This is a genomic window from Campylobacter fetus subsp. fetus (genome assembly GCF_900475935.1).
GTDB lineage: Bacteria > Campylobacterota > Campylobacteria > Campylobacterales > Campylobacteraceae > Campylobacter > Campylobacter fetus.
Map to the genome: position 1 here is coordinate 1,507,362 of NZ_LS483431.1, position 19,400 is coordinate 1,526,761.

Annotated in this window: 20 protein-coding genes; 11 read left to right on the forward strand and 9 right to left on the reverse strand. The window is 33.3% G+C overall.

Annotated elements, in window-relative coordinates:
* Positions 1–3 precede the first annotated feature (3 nt).
* The 3 genes from DQN38_RS07555 to DQN38_RS07565 form a co-directional block, all read right to left on the reverse strand.
* Complete coding sequence (locus DQN38_RS07555) at positions 4–207, reverse strand: twin-arginine translocation signal domain-containing protein (protein ID WP_002850560.1); 204 nt, start codon at positions 205–207, stop codon at positions 4–6.
* A 129-nt stretch (positions 208–336) separates the two neighbouring features.
* Positions 337–1,014 carry a molecular chaperone TorD family protein gene (locus DQN38_RS07560; protein WP_065843778.1) on the reverse strand — a complete coding sequence of 226 codons (678 nt, stop codon included), beginning with the start codon at positions 1,012–1,014 and terminating at the stop codon, positions 337–339.
* Positions 1,011–2,672, reverse strand: coding sequence for a 4Fe-4S dicluster domain-containing protein (locus DQN38_RS07565; protein ID WP_065843779.1), 1,662 nt, complete (start codon positions 2,670–2,672; stop codon positions 1,011–1,013). Before DQN38_RS07565 ends, DQN38_RS07560 begins: the two co-directional genes overlap by 4 nt.
* Before the next feature lie 131 nt (positions 2,673–2,803).
* Between DQN38_RS07565 and selA the strand changes: the two genes are divergently transcribed.
* From selA to pseI, 10 genes are all read left to right on the forward strand, one after another.
* Positions 2,804–4,132 carry an L-seryl-tRNA(Sec) selenium transferase gene (selA, locus tag DQN38_RS07570; protein WP_002850566.1) on the forward strand — a complete coding sequence of 443 codons (1,329 nt, stop codon included), beginning with the start codon at positions 2,804–2,806 and terminating at the stop codon, positions 4,130–4,132.
* Complete coding sequence (gene selB / locus DQN38_RS07575; RefSeq protein WP_065843780.1) at positions 4,125–5,930, forward strand: selenocysteine-specific translation elongation factor; 1,806 nt, start codon at positions 4,125–4,127, stop codon at positions 5,928–5,930. The genes selA and selB overlap by 8 nt, the downstream gene beginning before the upstream one ends.
* Before the next feature lie 45 nt (positions 5,931–5,975).
* Entirely contained in the window at positions 5,976–6,716 is a 741-nt protein-coding gene (locus DQN38_RS07580) for a thioredoxin domain-containing protein (RefSeq protein WP_002850568.1), read from the forward strand.
* Between the two features lie 69 nt (positions 6,717–6,785).
* Complete coding sequence (gene pseF / locus DQN38_RS07585; protein WP_002850570.1) at positions 6,786–7,463, forward strand: pseudaminic acid cytidylyltransferase; 678 nt, start codon at positions 6,786–6,788, stop codon at positions 7,461–7,463.
* Complete coding sequence (locus tag DQN38_RS07590) at positions 7,453–8,229, forward strand: TIM barrel protein (RefSeq protein WP_170117949.1); 777 nt, start codon at positions 7,453–7,455, stop codon at positions 8,227–8,229. Before pseF ends, DQN38_RS07590 begins: the two co-directional genes overlap by 11 nt.
* Positions 8,226–8,435 carry a phosphoribosylglycinamide formyltransferase 2 gene (locus DQN38_RS07595; RefSeq protein ID WP_011732238.1) on the forward strand — a complete coding sequence of 70 codons (210 nt, stop codon included), beginning with the start codon at positions 8,226–8,228 and terminating at the stop codon, positions 8,433–8,435. The genes DQN38_RS07590 and DQN38_RS07595 overlap by 4 nt, the downstream gene beginning before the upstream one ends.
* Positions 8,436–8,625: 190 nt before the next feature.
* Positions 8,626–9,429 (forward strand): ATP-grasp domain-containing protein, encoded by an 804-nt coding sequence (locus tag DQN38_RS07600; protein ID WP_002850573.1) that lies wholly within the window; start codon positions 8,626–8,628, stop codon positions 9,427–9,429.
* Complete coding sequence (locus tag DQN38_RS07605; protein ID WP_065843782.1) at positions 9,426–10,109, forward strand: class I SAM-dependent methyltransferase; 684 nt, start codon at positions 9,426–9,428, stop codon at positions 10,107–10,109. The genes DQN38_RS07600 and DQN38_RS07605 overlap by 4 nt, the downstream gene beginning before the upstream one ends.
* A 9-nt stretch (positions 10,110–10,118) precedes the next feature.
* Positions 10,119–10,805 (forward strand): class I SAM-dependent methyltransferase, encoded by a 687-nt coding sequence (locus DQN38_RS07610; RefSeq protein ID WP_011732241.1) that lies wholly within the window; start codon positions 10,119–10,121, stop codon positions 10,803–10,805.
* Positions 10,768–11,790 (forward strand): pseudaminic acid synthase, encoded by a 1,023-nt coding sequence (pseI, locus tag DQN38_RS07615; RefSeq protein WP_002850575.1) that lies wholly within the window; start codon positions 10,768–10,770, stop codon positions 11,788–11,790. Before DQN38_RS07610 ends, pseI begins: the two co-directional genes overlap by 38 nt.
* Before the next feature lie 54 nt (positions 11,791–11,844).
* Here pseI and gdhA read toward each other — a convergent pair whose 3' ends face one another.
* The 6 genes from gdhA to gltX all read right to left on the reverse strand — a co-directional run bounded on the left by gdhA (position 11,845) and on the right by gltX (position 18,469).
* Positions 11,845–13,209: an NADP-specific glutamate dehydrogenase gene (gene gdhA, locus DQN38_RS07620; protein WP_002850577.1), complete on the reverse strand. Its 1,365-nt coding sequence runs from the start codon at positions 13,207–13,209 to the stop codon at positions 11,845–11,847.
* A 107-nt stretch (positions 13,210–13,316) separates the two neighbouring features.
* Complete coding sequence (locus tag DQN38_RS07625; RefSeq protein WP_002850579.1) at positions 13,317–14,000, reverse strand: MqnA/MqnD/SBP family protein; 684 nt, start codon at positions 13,998–14,000, stop codon at positions 13,317–13,319.
* 7 nt (positions 14,001–14,007) lie between these two features.
* Complete coding sequence (upp, locus tag DQN38_RS07630; protein WP_065843783.1) at positions 14,008–14,637, reverse strand: uracil phosphoribosyltransferase; 630 nt, start codon at positions 14,635–14,637, stop codon at positions 14,008–14,010.
* A 386-nt stretch (positions 14,638–15,023) separates the two neighbouring features.
* Positions 15,024–16,271 (reverse strand): malic enzyme-like NAD(P)-binding protein, encoded by a 1,248-nt coding sequence (locus tag DQN38_RS07635; protein ID WP_011732242.1) that lies wholly within the window; start codon positions 16,269–16,271, stop codon positions 15,024–15,026.
* A 248-nt stretch (positions 16,272–16,519) separates the two neighbouring features.
* On the reverse strand, positions 16,520–16,951 hold the full coding sequence (locus tag DQN38_RS07640) for a MarR family winged helix-turn-helix transcriptional regulator (protein WP_065843784.1): 432 nt from the start codon (positions 16,949–16,951) through the stop codon (positions 16,520–16,522).
* A gap of 135 nt (positions 16,952–17,086) precedes the next feature.
* Complete coding sequence (gene gltX, locus DQN38_RS07645) at positions 17,087–18,469, reverse strand: glutamate--tRNA ligase (protein WP_038454139.1); 1,383 nt, start codon at positions 18,467–18,469, stop codon at positions 17,087–17,089.
* Positions 18,470–18,542: 73 nt separating this feature from the next.
* On the opposite strand from gltX, the gene DQN38_RS07650 reads away from it, so the two are divergent.
* The gene (locus DQN38_RS07650; RefSeq protein WP_002850588.1) at positions 18,543–19,370 is read left to right on the forward strand and encodes a peptidylprolyl isomerase; all 828 of its coding nucleotides are present in this window, start codon (positions 18,543–18,545) and stop codon (positions 19,368–19,370) included.
* Positions 19,371–19,400: the final 30 nt, after the last annotated feature.

Below are 19,400 nucleotides of genomic sequence, written 5' to 3' on the forward strand. Positions count from 1 at the left end.
CTTTCAATACGCTATTTTGTAAAATTTTTCCCAAGCTTCACTTTTGTAGTAAAGCACCTCTTTTTTCTTTGTTTTACCGCTTACAACGCCATTTTGATTTGATTCGTTGTATTCTTTAGAAGCAAAAGCTCCTGTGGCGGCTACTCCTACACCAGCTATTGCGCCTACTTGCAAAGCTTTTTTAAGAAATTCTCTTCTGTTTTTCAAAGCAACTCCTTGTATCATAAGTAAAATATATTTTACTTATTTGTTTTATTCTACTTTAAAGAGTATCAAAATCGAATAATAAGTTAATACTAATAATTTAAATTTATTTAAGTTTCAAAATATATAAATTTATATCTTAGTAAATTCGTCCCACATAACCTTGCTTTTTGGAGTTGCCATTTTAGTTTGAAATGGTTTTTTATGTAAAGACTCTTCGGCTATACTTTTTTCAAATTTAGGAGCTTTAAATCCTAAAATAGCACGTTCAAGACTAATAAAATTTATATAAATATTAGCATAAGATCTAAAAAAATCTGCAGCTTCATGTTCTTTTGTCATCTTCGCAAACTCATCAGAAAAGTCATTTATCAAAGTTTCAAAAAGCTCTCTTGAGAGAGCTAAATTATTTTTTAATATTGTAGCCATTAACTTGAAAATAAAGCCCAAATAATCCTCAGAGCAGCTGCACTTATTCGTATCTCTTCTAAAATTGCTTCTTTTTAAGATTTCTATAACTTTCAAACGCTTATTGCCATCATCTCTTCCCTCATCATAAAAGCTAGCACTTAGAGGAATATTTGTATAACTAAGATCAAATAAAACAGAATTTTGCTCTTTTTTAAACTCATCAAAACTAAATTTAATAATATTTGCAAAATCAACATCATTTGATGGATCTATAGGACTTTTAGCAAGGTAAATGGCTTGTTCTATAAACTCTTCATAACGTTTTCTATCTTCACTGTAAAATAGCGGATAAGATAAAAATTCATAATAATAACTTCTTCCAATATCTAAATCGCTCATAAATCTTCCTTTTCTAAATCACTCATCATCATAAGTTTTGCTTTACAATCAGCGCAACAATAAAGCGTCCTAATCTTCAAATCATTTCCGTTAAATACAGGCTCAAGCATGGAAGCTATCTTTTTAACGGATTTCACGGTTGCAAATTCTTTGCCGCATTCCGCGCATTTAAATAACTCATCTTTAGCCAAAGTTTTATACTCAAAATAGCTCGGCTCAAGACTCATTCCGTCTCTTATGACCGTTAACGTATCTTTTTCGGCACAGCTAGTCTCGCAATACCCGCAAGTAGTACAAATAGACGCGTTAAATTTAAGCGAATTATCGCTCTTATCAGCATATAACGCTCCAACATTACAAGCTCCCACACACGATAAACAAAGAGTACAGCTGCTTTCATTTACAACGATTCTTCCATATCTTACTAACTCACCACAGCCTGTTTTACCATGGTTTTTACCATTTAACATATGTAAAACTCTTTTAGAAAAAATTTCTCTTTTGCTAAGATTTGTCTCATTGAGATCATATTTACTATTTGATATAAATGACGCTCTATCCAAAGCTATTTTTAAACTCTCTTCGTCATTTGCTACTTCTATGCCTTTAGTTCCATATATTTTTTCATAAATTTCATTAACCAGCTCAAGACTCTCTTTTGTGCCGCTTGTTATCTGTTTTGCATATAAAACCACGGTGGCGCCTGTTGTTTGAAGCAGAGTCAAAAGATAAGACTGATCTAAAAAATTTACTGATTTTAGAGGAAAAGGAAGTATGTTTTCTTTTAAATTTATACTTAAATTTGAGATATCCAAACACTCCTCAAACGCCAAAACTATTTTATCCGCATATATTTTAGCAACTTCATAAAATCCATTTCTTGGCATCGAATTATACTCAAGCGATCCGCTCGGACAGACGCTTATACAGACTCCGCAAGCTATGCAGTCGATATCTGAGAACTCAAGTTCTTTTATCTCATCATCTTTCATTATAGCAACGGTAGGACAGGCATCTACACATTTAGCGCAATGCTTTGTTCTTCTACTTTTGTATTGACAGGTTTGAGCGTCATAAGCAATTATTTTTTTATAATTAAACACGGGACTTACTTTATTTGCAAGATTTAAAATCTCATAATCTTCTAAACCGTCGATCTCAAAACAACCGCTCTGTTTTAGCATATAATCTTTAGCATTTCTGACTAACAAAATATCAAACTCTATCTCAAACTCACCATCTTTTTGCAGTACTATAGCTACTAATTCACCTATCTCTCCATATAAAAACTTAACTTCATTATGATTTAAGCAAATTACCTTAAATCCTGCATTTTCCAGCTTTTTTACAGATAACTCCAACTCATCGCTAATTAGTAAAATATTTTTACCGACGCTCTTTGATAAATCAGCGTCTAAAGCAAAATCAAACGCGGTAGCTCTAGCTTCATAAAGCTTCAATGAGTTTTTAGCTTTTAATAGCATATTCTCTTTGGTATTATTTAGATAAAAATTTATCTCCGGAGCATATATCTGAGCATTTAAGGACTTTGAATTAGAAACTAAAAACTCTTCATCATTTGGCAAATTTAGAGTTTTTATACTATCGTCAAGAACTATTTCTTCGCTATTGTCATATAAAAATGCAAACTCTTGCATAATTTTCCTTGATTAAAATATTATACTCATTTTATAATCATTTGTATAAATTTAGGCTGATTATTTATAACTAATAATTAACTTAAAAGGAAAATCAAAACTAAAAAATGATATACTGAGTTTAAATTTAAATGAGAAAAGCTATGAATAAACTTCCAAAAATAGATAAAATTCCAAATCTAAAAGAGTTTCAAAACTATTTTAAACCAGCACTTTTAGACATCTCTAAATCAGTATTAGAAGAGATAAGAAGTAAAAATCAAAATGAAACTATATCAGAGCAAGATGTTATAAATTTGATAAAAAACGCATACGCCAAGTTTCAAAATATCGAGCCAAAACCGCTTATAAACGCAACTGGAGTTATAATACATACCAACCTTGGCAGGAGTCCTATCAGCGAAGATTTAATTAAACAAGCAACTCATCTTATGACTTCATACTCAAATTTAGAATACGGCTTAAGCAGCGGCAAAAGAGGCGATAGATACGCATATACAAGCTATCTTTTAAAACTGCTATTTGGTTGTGAAGACGCTCTTATAGTAAATAATAACGCAGCCGCGGTTTTTCTCATATTAAATAGTTTTGCCGACGAGAAAGAAGTACTGGTTAGTCGCGGTGAATTAGTAGAAATCGGTGGAAGTTTCAGAGTACCAGAAGTAATGAAAAACAGCGGAGCTATATTAAAAGAGATTGGCACTACAAACAAAACCCATCTAAGCGATTATGAAAACTCCATAAATGAAAACACCGCCATGATCTTAAAAGTACATAAATCAAACTATGATATAGTCGGGTTCTCCAGCGAAGTTTCTATAAATGATATCGCGAAATTAACCCAAAAAAGAGGAATTCTAAACTATTACGATCTTGGTAGCGGATATGTAAATACGCTTCCGTATTCTCTAAGTAAAGATGAGCCAAACGTAAAAAAACTGATACAAAGTGGAGTTGATATAATAAGTTTTAGCGGTGATAAGCTTTTTGGCAGTGTGCAATGCGGCATAATACTTGGTAAAAAAGAGCTTATAAATAAGCTTAAAAACAATCAAATTTTAAGAATGTTAAGAGTCGATAAAATGGTGCTTAGCATGTTAAATGAAACGATAAAAGCGTACTTAAACAAAGATTTTCATCTCATAAAACCTATAAATCAAATTTATAAAACACTAAGCGAACTAGAAGTACAAGCTAAGAAAGTTTTAGAAAACATCAAACTAGAAGCTAGCATAAAAGAGACTAAAACTTTTGTCGGCGGAGGAACAATGCCAAATAAAAGCTATCCATCAATCGGGTTATTTTTCAAAGGAAACGCAAACAAAAATGAGTTTAAATTTAGAAAATACGGAATCATAGGCAGAATTGAAAACGCGGAGTTTTTGCTTGATTTTCGTTCTATTTTTGAAAATGATATAGAAAACATCATAAAAATTATAAACGGAATGAGTGATGAATAGCATAATAATAGGAACCTCAGGTCATATAGATCACGGAAAAACAGCACTTATCAAAGCTTTAAACGGCTATGAAGGCGACAAAACATCAGACGAGATAAAACGCGGTATTACGATAGATCTTAGTTTTTCAAATTTAAATAACGGAATTAAAAATATAGCATTTATCGATGTTCCTGGTCATGAAAATTTAGTCAAAACTATGATAAGCGGAGCATTTCAATTTGACGCTTGTATGCTCGTAATAGCAGCCAACGAAGGACTTAAGCCACAAACAAAAGAGCATATAGAAATATTAAATTTACTAAATGTAAAAAATATAATTTTAGTATTTTCAAAATGTGATTTGGTAGGTAAAAATGAGCAATTAGAAGTCAAAAACAGTGTATTGGATTTTATAAAAGATTTCTCGAATTTAGAAATTTTAAGAAGTTTTTTCGTCAGTATAAAAGATAAAAACAGCATAGATGCGCTAAAAAATTATCTTTTTACGATCCAAAGAAAAACGCATGATCAAGACTCTGTTTTTCGCTACTACATAGACAGAGTTTTTCAAGTAAAAGGTCATGGCACGGTCGTCACAGGAGGCGTATTAAAAGGCACTCTAAAAGTCGGGGAGCAAATTTTAAACTTGGATTTAAATGAAAGTTTTATATTAAGAAATTTAGAGGTTCATTCTAGGAGCGCAAAGACGGTAGAAGCTCCAAATAGAGCCGCGTTAAACTTAAGCGGAGATAAAACTTACGCTTTAAAAAAAGGGCAAATTTTAAGCAAAAAGGGATTTTGGAGAGGATTTTTTGAAGCTGATTGTTTTGTGAGCGGAGATTTGACTCACAATAGTGAAGTCGTTTTTTGCGTCGGATCTAAACAAGTCAATGCAAAAGCCGCTCTTTTAAAAGACAATTTTTTTACATTTAAATTTAATAAAATGATGTTTTTAGAGTTTAACGAGCCGTTTATTTTACTGAAAAATAGCAGAGTTATAGGCGGCGGATTTGTTCTAAATCCAGTAAGCGAACCTCTTAAAAAAGATGTTAAGTCAGATCTACTTTCAGCGCTCAATAATATGGATTTCGTACAAGCTTTTGAGATTTTAAGCAGATCACATAGACATGGTTTTGGACTTATATCGTCTTTGCAAAGATTTGGAATGAGTACAAGCACGGCACTAGATATAGCTTCAAATTTAAAAAATGTTTTTGTGGATAAAAAAGCGGCTTGTATCTACACAAATGACGGCTATAGCGATGTTAAAGAATTTATCAAATTTATAATAAACAAAAACAAAGACGCCATGTTCTCTCCATCTAGCATAAATACAAAGCTGTCTTGGGCAAGTACGGATTTTATAGAAGCTGTTTTAAATGAGCTAGAAACAAATAAAATAGTCCAAAAAAACGGAAGTATTTATACTAAATTCGGAACTAATTTCGATGAATTAAATACAACGGTAGAAAGTAAAATTTATGATATTTTAGAAAAAGGATATATTACTCCAAAAGCACCGTATAACATATATGATGAGCTTGATATCGATAAAATAGTAGGAGACGCGGCTCTAAAAAAGCTCACAAAAGCAAAAAAAGTAGTAAGACTAGAACACAACCTTTTTATAAGCTCAAATGCATTAAATAAAGTGATAAATATGCTAAGAGATATAATAAAAAATGAAGGTAAAGTAAACATAACCAGCGCTAAAAATCATCTAAATTTAAGTAGAAAATATGCGTTGGCGTATTTAGAATATCTTGATAAATTTGCCGATATCAAGAAATTTGAAAACGATAGGCTTTTTGTTTAAAAACAACGCCTATAATGTTTGAAATTTTATATTTTAAGGTAACAGATGAAAAATGTTTTAATTATAAGTTCTCTAATAGCGGCTACTTCCATGTTTGCTATAAACGATGCGGAGATTTTAGATCTCTTTAAAGCTGCTTCAAATGAGGGTTTGCAAGTAAAAATAGAGTCAAAATCAAAGCTTGAAGGTACAAATTTCGACCAAATTATAGTAAATATCACAGATGGAAAACAGAGCCAAAAACAAGTTTTATTTACAGATGGCAAATATGTATTTCCAGATATCATAGACGTAAATAAAAGAGTATCTTATCTAGGTAAATTTAACGATATACAAGAAAAAGCCTCTATGGGCGAAGCTTATAGCAAATTAGCAGCACTTATAAAAAATCTTGATAAATCAAAAATTATCAATCTAGGAAATGACCCTAAAAAACCTACAAAATACTTATTTACCGATCCGGACTGTCCATATTGCAGAATCGAACTTGACAGAATTGAAAAAGATTTAGAAGAATCAAATTTAAAAGTTATCATGGCTCCAATTCCTAGCCACGGCGAAGATGCGATAAAAAAATCAATCGCGATATATAAAGAGGTAAAAGGCGTAAAAGACGATGCCACAAAGATAAAAATTCTAAGAAAATACTATGCCAAAGACGCATCCGCTCCAACTAATATAACTGCCGATCAAGTAAAAACAGAACAAGCAAATATAATGAAATACTTTGAAACAGGTGCTATAAGAGGCGTACCTGCAATGATCGACGAGAGCGATCTAAAATAACATGGGGCTTATAAAGCCCTATCCTAAATTTATGCTATCATTGCAGATAAAATTCTCAAGGAACAAAACTTGATAAACAATATAGCTATTATAACAGCGCGCGGCGGAAGCAAAAGAATTCCGCGTAAAAATATCAAAGATTTTATGGGAAAACCTATGATATATTACGCTATAAATGCCGCTATAAATGCCGGAATTTTTGATGAGATTATGGTTTCAACCGAAGATGAAGAGATAGCTAGTATCTCTAAAAATTTAGGCGCAAAAGTTCCGTTTTTGCGAAGCACCAAAACAGCGGATGACTTTGCTACTACAAACGACGTTATAGAAGAAGTACTAAGCCAATACGCCAAACTAGGAACTCTTATCGAAAATATATGCTGCATTTATCCTTGCGCACCGTTTATAAGCGGCGAACTTTTAAAAGAAGCGTATGAAACATTTGTATCTACAAATGCGAGCAAATTAACTCCAGTAGTCAAATTTTCATTTCCCGTGCAAAGAGCTTTTATAGTAGATGAAAAAGGTTTTTTAAAATACCGCGAACCGCTTAACGCAAATAAAAGATCTCAAGATCTAAAACCAACGTATCATGACGCCGGAATGTTCTATTTTTATAAAGCAAACGCGCTAAACTCTGATGATAGAGTACCATTCATCTTAAGTGAAAATGTTACACAAGATATCGATACTATGGACGATTGGAAAATGGCAGAGCTTAAATACAAGGTGTTACATGGCTTATAAAATCGGTCTTAAACTATGGTCTTTGAATGAAAATTATATAAATAGTGCGGCAAATCTTTATGAAAGTGGAGTTTATGACTATATCGAGCTTTACTCAGTGCCAAACTCTCTTAACAAAATCAAAATTTGGGCGGATCTAAAACTTAAATTCGGTATTCCATTTGCTATTCATGCTCCGCATTTTAGCAGCGGTTTAGATTTTTCAAATAAAGATAAATTTAGTTCAAATTTAAAACTAGTAGAACTCGCTCGTGCTTATAGCCTTGAGCTTGACGCTATTTACACTGTTTTTCATCCTGGTATCGGCGGCAATGTTGATGAAAGTATAAGACAGATAAATAGTATAAAAGATTTTAAATTTATAATAGAAAACAAGCCTTACGTAGTACCTATGGATAACGCTCCAGACGCATTTTGCATCGGTTCAACTTTTGAAATGATAAAAAAAATAATAGACCAAACAGGACATGGATTTTGCCTTGATATCGGTCACGCCCTAGTAAGCGCAAACTATCAAAAACTGGGTATTTACGAGTACATTGCCAAATTTAACTCTTTAAATCCGCTTGTATATCATATAAGCGATAACGATAGCACAAGCATTTATGACGCGCATTTGCATTTTGGAGATGGAAATATTGATTTTAAAAAAATCCACTCTATCATAGATAAAGATAAATTTCTTGCTATAGAAACCATAAAAGATAGCAAAGAAAATTTAGATGATTTTATAAAAGATTCTAAATTTATAAAGGAGTTAAAATGAACCAAAAAGTCGCTCTAGTAATAGGTGCTAGTAGCGAGAGTGTTTTTGCCATCAATGAAGCCAAAAAAGCCGGACTTAAAGTCGTAGCTTTTGATGGAAATAAAGACGCAATCGGACTAAGGCTTGCCGACGTATCTTACGTAGTTGATATAAGAGATCCAAAAAACATCATAGAAAAACTTACGGGGGGGGGTACGAGCCTATAACGATTTTACCGGTTCCCATCGGTAGATACTTGATAACGACCGGAAGTATAAATGACTACTACAAACTAGGCGGTGTTAGCTACAAAGCCGCTGATTTATGCACGGATAAACTTCTATTTCATAAAAAATTAAGAAATCTAACTAACGAAACTATGGGGGGGGGGTATTCCCTCCAAGTGAGGAAGGGGATTTGAGACCTATAGAATGTCATTTGATCACTCCGAATTTAGATTTAAGAGTACTTAAATTTCCACTTATCATTAAACCGCGATTTGGAAGCGGAAGCAGAGACGTCATAGCGGTAAAAGATCAACATGAATTCAAAAATGCTTTAGCAAAAATAGACTTAAGCAAAGAAGATTTTTTAGCTGAAACATTAGTAGAGGGGACGGAATACGGACTAAGTGGGGCAGTGATAAATGGAAAATATATTCACATACTTATAAGAGAAAAACTCCTTACGCCGCTTCCTTATCGGCAAAGCATAGGAAATTTGAGTGCTCCGGAGATTTTGGAAGTCACACGCTATATGCAGCGAGTCGCTACTAGGCTAAATTTAAAAAACTGCCTTATAAACGCGGATCTCATCATAACGCCTGAAGGAGAGCCGTTCATCATAGAGCTAGCTCCACGTCCAAGCGGTCACTATCTCTCAAGTACGTTCGTAGAGATATCAACTGGCGTAAATATGACTAAAGAGTGGATAAATATGATTTTAGGCAAACCATTTAGTTTTGAGCCTAAATTTACAAAACATGCGATTATCAGGTATTTTGATTTTGAAGGTAGAGTTGTTCCGCCTAATTTCGAAATTTTAAAAAACGAGCTTGGAATTGTAAAATATGAGTGCAACATAAATGGAATCTTAGGCAAAGTGATAAACGGTGCAAGCATTATGAATAGAGGATATGCCATCATAGTAGCTAGCAACAAGCAAGAGTGTCTAACAAATACGGACGCTCTTATAAAAAAATTTAAAAAGGAGATAAAATGAACGAAAGTGTAAAACAAGCTCAAGAAAATGCTTACAAACTGTGGGGAGAACACGTATCTACTGGATATTTATTATATCCGAACGAATACCTTACAAGATATGTTTTTGCAAACAGAAGGTCGTTTAAAACCATTTTAGATTTTGGGTGCGGCGATGGAAGACACCTTGAAATGATGAGTAAAGCAAAGATTCCTCATATAATCGGCGTGGATTATAATAAATCCGTTTTACAAATAGCTAAAAATCGCTGTAATGAAAACGGCGTAAAATGCGAAGTATTTCAAAGCGGAGAAGTTTTAAATTTAAACGAGATATTAGGCGGAGAAAAAGTTGATTGCGTAGTTTGCTGGGGTATAACACATCTAAACGCAAGAGAGATAACTTCAAATTTCATTAAACAGTTTGCGTCTATTTTAAATGAAGGCGGAAGCATATTTGCCAACTGGAGAACCAGAAAAGACTCTTTATATAAAAGAGGAAAAGAGATAGATGAAGATACGTTTATCATAGATGAAGAGTCTCACAAAGGAATGCTTTATTACTTCCCAAATTTAGATGAAATAGAAAAAATTTATGAGAGTGTCGGCTTAAAAATAACCAGCAAAGATTATGAAGAATTTAGTACAAATGATGGTAATATAATAAATTCATGGCATATTATCGAAGCTAAAAAGGTTTAAGGAAATTTAATGAAAAATAGTTTTAAAGATTACGAAACAAATTTAGCAAAATGGGAAGAACTTGTTTTAAATGGCGATTTAATATATCCAAACGAGCATGTCGTGCGTTTTATTTTTAAAAATAAATTTCAAAGTGCGCTTGATTTTGGGTGCGCTACAGGAAGACATCTTGAATGCTTAAATAGAGCCGGAGTAAAGAAAATAATCGGCGTAGATATCAACCAAAAGCCTCTTGAAGTAGCTTTTGCAAGACTAAATGAGTGCGTAGAAATGGGGGGGGGTAGGCTCATACTTTTAAATAATAAAAATAAAAGCTTAAAAGATATAATCGGTGGCACCAAAGTAGACGCGATACTCTCTTGGGGAGTTTTGCATCTATTTACCCCAAATATCGTAGTAAATTTGCTAAGCGAGTTTAAAAATCATCTAAATAAAAACGGTAAAATTTTAGTAAATTTTAGGACTCAAAACGATAGTTTGAAAAATGACGCTATAAATTTAGAACCGAATGTTTATAAAGTAACGAAAGAGTCTCATAAAGATCTATTATATACGTTTTATACTCTAGATATGATTAAAGATCTATTTGAAAAAGCCGATTTGAAAATATCAAGTATAGACAAAGAGACTTTCTCACAAAACAACGGAGATATACAAAATGAATTCTACATCACAGAGGCCGTACATAATAGCTGAAATGTCTGCTAATCACTGCGGAGATAAAAACTTAGCTTTTAAAATCATAAAAGCGGCAAAAGACGCCGGAGCCGACGCCCTAAAAGTGCAAACCTACACGGCCGATACTATCACGATAGATTGCAAAGATGAGATATTTATGACTCAAGAAGGCGGTCTTTGGGCAGGACAAAGCTTATATGATCTATACAAAAAAGCATACACTCCTTGGGAGTGGCAAAGCGAGCTAAAAGCGTACGCCGATGAGATCGGGATAGACTTTTTCTCAACTCCGTTTGATTATAGTGCAGTGGATTTTTTAGAGAGCATTAACGTTCCTATGTATAAGATAGCCTCTTTTGAGGCGATAGATTATCCGCTCATAAGATACGCCGCTAAATTTAAAAAACCTATGATAATCTCAGCCGGAATTTCAAGCCTAGAAGAAATTTATGAAGCAATAGATGCTTGCAAAAGCGTAGGAAACAATGACATAACTATACTTAAATGCACTTCAAGCTATCCTGCAAAGATAGAAGATATGAATCTAATCACTATAAAAGATATGCTTAAGAGATTTTCCCCTATGGGCGTAAAAGTCGGGCTCAGCGATCATTCTATGAGCTTAGAAGTCCCGATAACAGCAGTCGCGTTAGGAGCTAGCATGATAGAAAAACACTTTACTATAGACCGCGCTTTAGGCGGAGAGGATAGTGGATTTTCTTTAAATAAAGATGAGTTTAAAGCTATGAGTAGCGCAGTTAGAAATACTTATAAGGCTCTTGGAAGCGTGGATTATAGTATAAATGAAAGAAATAGAAGAAGCGCTAGATCGCTTTTTGTAGTAGAACGTATTAAAAAGGGTGAAATTTTAACGCCGCAAAATATCCGCTCAATACGCCCGAATAACGGACTTCATCCTAAATTTTATGATGAAATTTTAGGAAAAACAGCAAAGAAAGATCTGGAATTCGGATATCCTTTAAGCTTAGACGATATAAGATAAACTTATGAAGCCGAGGAAAAATTTGGCTGAATATCAGCCAAATTTAGATATCTATTAAACATATCCTTGATCTATCATAGCGTCAGCAACTTTTCTAAATCCTGCTATATTTGCTCCAAGAACAAGGTTTCCGGCATCTCCGAACTCTACTGATGTATCGTAACTCTCATTAAATATATTTCTCATTATATCATGTAGTTTTTTATCGACCTCTTCAAAACTCCATTTTTGCATACTTGCATTTTGAGCCATCTCTAAACCGCTAGTAGCAACGCCACCTGCGTTCGCCGCTTTAGCAGGACCGAATAAAAAGTCTTTTTTGCTAATCATAAAATCTATAGCATCAAGAGTGCTAGGCATATTTGCACCCTCGCAAACCAAGCGACAACCGTTATTATAAAGAGTTTTTATATCCACCAAATGAAGTTCGTTTTGAGTAGCACTAGGAAAAGCTGCGTCGCAAGGTACGCTCCAAACACCGTTTGTACCTTCTTTATATGCTTTCACTGGAGTAAATACCGCATTTTTTCTAAAATCAGTATAGTCGCTAAGACCTTTTCTCTCTACCTCTTTTAAGCGTTTTAAAAGCTGAGTATCGATTCCATCTTTGTCGTAAACAAATCCGGTTGAATCACTAACAGTAATAGGAAGCGCTCCAAATTCATACAGCTTTTCTACAGTATATATAGCAACATTTCCTGCTCCGCTAACTGAGCATTTTTTACCTTCTAAAGAACCGCCTGATTTTTTTAACATTTCATTCGCAAAATAAACAGAACCGTATCCAGTAGCTTCTGTTCTAGCAAGGCTTCCTCCCCAGCTCAAACCTTTGCCAGTAAGGGCTCCATCAAATCGATTTGTTAATTTTTTATATTGACCAAACATATATCCGATCTCGCGACCGCCTACTCCGATATCGCCAGCAGGTACGTCTTTTACGTCGCCTATTAGCTTATAAAGTTCATTCATAAACGATTGACAAAACCTCATTATTTCGCCGTCGCTTTTCCCTTTTGGATCGAAATTAGCTCCGCCTTTTCCTCCGCCCATATTAAGCCCAGTAAGCGAATTTTTCAAAATTTGCTCAAAACCAAGAAATTTAATTATATCTAAGCAAACTGATGGATGAAATCTTAAACCACCTTTATAAGGTCCAAGAGCTGAGTTGAATTCAACACGATAACCAAAGTGAGAACACGGCTCATTCTTATCATTCATATAAGTTACTCTAAACATCGTTGTTCTCTCCGGCATTACGATACGATCTATGATTTTATGTTTTAGATACTTATCTTCTGCGCTAAGAAGAGGTTCAAGACTATGTAAAACTTCGGTCGCGGCTTGTAAAAACGTATTTTGCCCCGGACTTGTTTTTTTGATGTGTTCAAGTGTGTGATTGATGTATTCGTGCACTCCCATTTACAGCTCCTATATTAAAAATTTGTAATCTATTATATAAAAAAATATTTAAAGCTTCGTTTAACTTTAGAATTTATACCAATTATTTTTTCAATAATGTTACGAATTTAAACACTGTTTGGATTAAATTTAAGATTTCTGGCTTTATTTAAGAATATTTTAAGAGATTTTTTCTCTTTTACACCTATTTTGTAGCTTATAAATTTAAGATACCATATGATATCATTAGATTTCACGCCTCTGCTAATTGCATAATTATCAAGAATATATTTTGGTATCTTTATATTTCTATTTAAAAAAATTTTAATAATTTTTTTATAGCTATTTTTATTTTTTATATAAGTAAATCTGCCAAATACGAACGGTAAGCCAGTTCTTTGATTCCAGATCTTGCCCATATCGTAAAACTCGTCTTCTCCACACTTCAAATACTCTATAAGTGCATTGTCTCCTATTATAACCTCTCCATCTAGTTTTAAAATTCGACTTAACATATTTGAACTCATTGATGCCGGATCTAAACTTCTTTTTGTATTTTTACGGACTAAGACCGATTTCACATCTTTTTTCGCGCAAATTCCAAAATCAAGCACTTTATATTTGCTTCGTCTGCTTTCTATACTTGAGATAACAGCCGCATCTATACGCCTATAATAGAGATCTTTGCATAATTTGCTAGGTACGCCTTTTTTAAATTCAATACTTTTTTTAGCAGCGTTTTGTAGAGGATAAGACTTCAAAAACACATGAAACGGAAGTAAATTTAGATAATCAATTTTGCCAAAAACCATATTTTTCCTAACAAACAGTGTTAAAAACTCTATCTCCAGCATCTCCAAGACCCGGAATTATATAACCTTTTTCATTTAAGCCTCTATCGATCGCAGCTGTATAAACTTCAACATCGGGATAGACTTCGCTAAATCTATTAAGCCCTTCAGGAGCCGCTAAAATAGATATGAATTTAATCTTTTTCACACCTTTTTCTTTTAAAAATCGAACTGCGTCTATAGCAGTACCGCCTGTAGCAAACATAGGATCTATAACTATTGCAATGCGTTCAGCATGATCTTTTGGAAGTTTTGCATAGTAAAACTCTGCTTTTAATGTTTTTTCATCTCTTTGAAATCCTAAAAATCCTACGCTAGCATCAGGAAGTAGTTTAAATACGCTACCAAGCATACCAAGAGCAGCTCTTAGAATCGGACATATCATTATTTTCTGAGCTAATTTTTTTGATTTTGTAGTCGCAACTGGAGTTATAACCTCAGTATCTTTTAACTCAAAATCCCTACTTGCCTCAAAAAGCATTAGATAAGTTATCTCATCAATTAACATTCTAAACTGAAACGGATCGGTATTTTTGTCTCTTAAAATGGTAAGTTTATGTTCAATAAGAGGATGCGATATTAGCCTTATATTTTGCATTCTTTTTCCTTTATTGTTTTTACTTTCTTGCCTGAATTATACTGTAAATTTACTTAATTTGACAATTTCAAACGCAATTTAGCAAATGAATAATTTAAGAAAATTTATACTAAATCATATAGAAAGTAAAGAATAATTGAAAATTTAGAAATCTAGTTCATCTGCATATTATAAAGAATATTTAGAAAAACTAAATTTATCTCGAAAAATCTATTTTTTGAATTTTTGAGTAGTTTATTTATAATTTTTAGTGCTAGTTTGCACCGGTTGAGTAATTTTAATTTAGTTTTATTCGGATTCGTAATAAAATTTTTACTCTATTTTGGATATACAAATATTAAAAATAGCTACCTATTTTTAAGATAGCTATTATCAAATTTACTTAATTAAAATAATTTTTTAAGCTTTTCTATATAAGCCGATTTATCAAAATCTTTAACCAAAGTAACTCCGTCTTTTACGGCTGCTTCGGCAACTGCCGGGGCTACTACCAAAAGAACTCTAGGATCAAATGGTTTTGGTATAATGTAATCTTTACTAAATTTAATATCTTTTTCGCCATAAGCTTCTAAAACGCTATCTGGTACGTATTCTTCGGCGAGCTCGGCTAAAGCATGCGCTGCCGCTATTTTCATATTTTCAGTAATTTTTGTAGCTCTTACGTCTAGCGCACCGCGAAATATAAACGGAAATCCCAAAACATTATTTACTTGATTTGGATAGTCGCTTCTTCCTGTTCCCATCATTATATCATCTCTTACGGAGTGAGCGATTTCAGGCATGATCTCAGGAGTTGGATTTGCTAAGGCAAATATTATAGGATTTGATGCCATGCTAGCAACCATATCTTTGCTTAAAACACCGGCTTTTGAAAGACCGAGGAACATATCGGCACCTCTCATCGCATCAGCTAAAGTTCTAGCGTCCGTATCTATAGCAAAATCAGCTTTTTCAGGAGTTAAATTTTCTCTTTTAGTATGTATAACGCCTTTGCTATCTAACATTACGATATGTTTTACACCAAGATTTCTATACATTTTCGCGCATGCGATTCCAGCCGCGCCGCTTCCGCTAACTACGACTTTTATCTCGCCAACTTTTTTGCCTGTGATTTTTAGAGCATTGATAAGTCCTGCAGTCGTTATAATAGCAGTTCCGTGCTGATCATCGTGCATAACTGGGATATTTACGCTCTCTTGAAGTTTTTTCTCTATGTAAAAACATTTTGGTGCGCCGATATCTTCTAAATTTATACCGCCAAATGTTGGAGCAAGAGCTTTGCAGATCTCAACTATCTTGTCTGGATCGTGCTCATCAAGCTCGATATCAAACGCATCCACGTTTGCGAATTTTTTAAATAAAACGGATTTGCCTTCCATAACAGGCTTTCCGGCAACAGCGCCTATATCTCCAAGACCTAGCACGGCTGTACTATCTGTGATAACTGCAACAAGGTTGCCTTTATTCGTATATCTATAAGCTAATTCGTTATCCGCTTCTATCTCTTTGCAAGGCTCTGCAACTCCTGGACTATAAGCCACGCTTAAGTCATCTGCAGTTTTGCAAGGTTTTTTAACATTTATTTCTATTTTGCCGCCTTCGTGGTAGTCCAAAGCCCTTTGTCTTAAATCCATCTTCACTTCCTTAATTTTATCTTTGATAAATTTTGTAATTTACGGATTATAACTAAATTAGCATGAATTATAATTAAATCTGAATTTAATATCTGAAAATTTAAATTTTGTGTTACTTTTTGTAATTTTACAAGATAAAACCTGAAAATTTAGGCTAACAAATTATTATAATATATATTTAAATTTAAAAAATAAATTTGATAATTTTATACATTTATAAGATTAAATAAAAAATATAAATACAATATTTATAAATTTTCTTTTGAATTTAATTTTAAAATAAACTCTTTAAAATCTAAATTTAGACTCTCTATTTTCTGTTCGCCAAAAATTTCTATAAATTTAGAATTTAATTTTTGCATAGATTGTTCTATAATATCTTTTAACTCCACTCCGCTTTTTGTAGCTTTTAAATTCGAAGTTTTTCCTATAAATTCACGCTCAACAAGACCTCTATAAACTAGTTTATCAACAAGTCTTGTTACGGTAGATGGAGACAAACACATTATACTAGCCAACTTGCTAGGACTTATGCCTTCGCTAAGAACTATAGCATGCAGCAAATAAGCGTGAGATGGCGAAAGAGTTGTCGGCATAAAATACTCTTTTGCAATCTCTTCAGAAATTCTTGAAAAGGCTTGAGAGCTAAAAAACAGACAAGCACCGAGATAATTTACCATATTAAATCCAACTTTTTTATTTATTTGAATATACGAATATATTAAATTTGATATCTTTAAAAACAAAGAAATCAGAACCAAACTTAAATTTAAAATCTAAATTTATATTAGCAAAATATATCTTTAATTTTAAGCTTAATCTAATTTTTCTAAAAGAGCGGCTATTCTAGATTTTAGCTCTTTTATACCTATCACCTCTATAACTTCAAATATACTAGGACTAACTGCGCTGCCTGTTATGGCGATACGAATAGGCTGCGCTATGTCTTTTAGCTTTTTATCGCGCTTTTCTAAAAATGCTATGGTAATATCTTCACAATCTTTAGCTGAGATATTCTTATCTTCTAGGTTAGCGGCGTACTCTTTTAAAAGCTCTTTTGATTCAGTATTTATAAATTTAGCAACAGCTTTTTCATCGTAAGTTTCGGGTGAATTTATAATATTTAAAGCCGAGTTTTTAAGCTCCACTAAAGTCTTACTTCTCTCTCTAAGCGAATTTAAAAGTAGCTCTCCTTTATCAAACGCTCTAAAATCGATACCGAAAAACTTCATATCATCAGCCAAACGCTCATAAGGCAGAGTTTTTATATAGTGCGCATTTAGCCAATCGAGTTTTGTAAGGTTATACGTAGAAGCAGACTTATTTATATCGTGCGGATCAAAGTATTTTAACATATCACTCATAGAAAAGATCTCATCATCACCATGGCTCCAGCCTAAACGTACAAGGAAATTCAAAAGCGCTTCAGGGAGATAACCCATACTTTTATACTCCATAACATCGGTTGCGCCGTGTCTTTTAGATAGTTTTGAACCATCACTTCCGTTTATCATAGCCACGTGAAAAAATTCAGGCAAGTTAAATCCGAGCGCTTCATAAAGTATGATCTGTTTTGGGGTATTGCTAAGATGATCATCTCCTCTTATAACATGAGTAATTCCCATCAAAGCATCATCTATCACCACACAAAAATTATAAGTCGGCGTACCATCGCTTCTTGCTATGATAAAATCATCAAGTATATCGGCGCAGTTAAACTTCACGTCGCCTTTTATACCGTCTTTAAACTCTATAGTTCCGTTAAGAGGCGCTTTGATACGGATAACTGGTTCGATGCCTGCTGGCGGAGTGCCGGTAAAATCCCTATATCTGCCATCATATTTTGGACGCTCTTTTTTAGCTTCTTGCGCGGCTCTTAGCTCATCAAGTTCTACTTTTGTCATATAACATTTATATGCTTTGCCTTCATCTAAAAGCTTCTTTATATACTCTTTATATATGTCAAATCTTTTTGATTGGTAAGTTACTTCACCATCGTAATCTAGTCCGCACCAGTTAAATGCTTCTCTTATAGCAATTACCGCTTCTTCAGAGTTTCTTTTTAGATCCGTATCTTCGATACGAAGTACGAATTTACCTCCGTTTTTTCTAGCATAAAGATAGCTATAAAGCGCGGTTCTAAGACCTCCGACATGTAAAAAACCAGTCGGACTTGGAGCAAATCTAGTTGTAAGCATAACTGTTTTATTCCTAATTTATTAAATTTGGGTATAATTTTAACTCAAATTTGCTTTAATAAAGGTTTTATTTATGAAAAAAATCGTTTTTCTAACTGTTTTTTTACTCGGTATATTACACGCAGAGTACGTAAATGGTCTAGTTGCCATAGTAGAAAATGAGCCTATAACAGACTATGAAATTCAGCAAGTGATGACTAAGATGAATATATCTCCAAACGATGCTTTAAGCGTACTTATAAGAGAGAGATTAGAAGATGCACAGATACGAACTCTTGGGATAAGTGCCGATAATTACGAAGCAGACGAAAAGATAGCAGCATTAGCACAAGCAAATGGCATAGACGTAACCACATTTAAAAACGTTATCGAGTCAAGAGGCATTAGCAGTGAAGACTTTAAAAACGATATTAAAACCGGTATTAAAAAAGAAAAACTATACGCTAGAATACTAAATAATCCTAGTCAAAATATAACTCCTGAGAATGCTAGAAGATTTTACGAAGCAAATCCGAAAATGTTTGTACAATTTGAAAAAATATCTGTTACAAAATATTTAACAAACAATAGGCAAAGCCTCAATGAAATATCGAAAAATCCTATGAGCGTACAGCCAGGAGTAAGCATAGAAAATGTGGTATTAGAGTCAAAAGAGTTAAATCCACAATTACGATATATACTTTTAAACACAAAAAAGGGCTCTTTCACGCCTATATTTCAAACAGCAGATGGATTTGAGATGTTTTATGTATATTCAAAAGAAGGATCTTATCTGCCTGATTTTAACAGTATAGAAAAAGAAGTCGTAGCAGCTATGGCAAGTCAAGAACAAGAGATAGCGGTAGCCGATTATTTTAATAAACTAAGAGTAAAAGCAAACATAGAAATTATAAAAAGATAGATAAATTTGGTATCAAATTTTGATACCAAA

What these genes read in the sequence shown, in the direction of transcription:
- DQN38_RS07560 (WP_065843778.1), bottom strand. Translation starts at nt 1,014, where the DNA reads ATGAGCGATTTAGATATTGGAAGAAGTTATTATTATGAATTTTTATCT.
- DQN38_RS07565 (WP_065843779.1), bottom strand. Translation starts at nt 2,672, where the DNA reads ATGCAAGAGTTTGCATTTTTATATGACAATAGCGAAGAAATAGTTCTT.
- selA (WP_002850566.1), top strand. Translation starts at nt 2,804, where the DNA reads ATGAGAAAAGCTATGAATAAACTTCCAAAAATAGATAAAATTCCAAAT.
- selB (WP_065843780.1), top strand. Translation starts at nt 4,125, where the DNA reads ATGAATAGCATAATAATAGGAACCTCAGGTCATATAGATCACGGAAAA.
- DQN38_RS07580 (WP_002850568.1), top strand. Translation starts at nt 5,976, where the DNA reads ATGAAAAATGTTTTAATTATAAGTTCTCTAATAGCGGCTACTTCCATG.
- DQN38_RS07590 (WP_170117949.1), top strand. Translation starts at nt 7,453, where the DNA reads ATGGCTTATAAAATCGGTCTTAAACTATGGTCTTTGAATGAAAATTAT.
- DQN38_RS07595 (WP_011732238.1), top strand. Translation starts at nt 8,226, where the DNA reads ATGAACCAAAAAGTCGCTCTAGTAATAGGTGCTAGTAGCGAGAGTGTT.
- DQN38_RS07605 (WP_065843782.1), top strand. Translation starts at nt 9,426, where the DNA reads ATGAACGAAAGTGTAAAACAAGCTCAAGAAAATGCTTACAAACTGTGG.
- DQN38_RS07610 (WP_011732241.1), top strand. Translation starts at nt 10,119, where the DNA reads ATGAAAAATAGTTTTAAAGATTACGAAACAAATTTAGCAAAATGGGAA.
- pseI (WP_002850575.1), top strand. Translation starts at nt 10,768, where the DNA reads ATGAATTCTACATCACAGAGGCCGTACATAATAGCTGAAATGTCTGCT.
- gdhA (WP_002850577.1), bottom strand. Translation starts at nt 13,209, where the DNA reads ATGGGAGTGCACGAATACATCAATCACACACTTGAACACATCAAAAAA.
- DQN38_RS07625 (WP_002850579.1), bottom strand. Translation starts at nt 14,000, where the DNA reads ATGGTTTTTGGCAAAATTGATTATCTAAATTTACTTCCGTTTCATGTG.
- upp (WP_065843783.1), bottom strand. Translation starts at nt 14,637, where the DNA reads ATGCAAAATATAAGGCTAATATCGCATCCTCTTATTGAACATAAACTT.
- DQN38_RS07635 (WP_011732242.1), bottom strand. Translation starts at nt 16,271, where the DNA reads ATGGATTTAAGACAAAGGGCTTTGGACTACCACGAAGGCGGCAAAATA.
- DQN38_RS07640 (WP_065843784.1), bottom strand. Translation starts at nt 16,951, where the DNA reads ATGGTAAATTATCTCGGTGCTTGTCTGTTTTTTAGCTCTCAAGCCTTT.
- gltX (WP_038454139.1), bottom strand. Translation starts at nt 18,469, where the DNA reads ATGCTTACAACTAGATTTGCTCCAAGTCCGACTGGTTTTTTACATGTC.
- DQN38_RS07650 (WP_002850588.1), top strand. Translation starts at nt 18,543, where the DNA reads ATGAAAAAAATCGTTTTTCTAACTGTTTTTTTACTCGGTATATTACAC.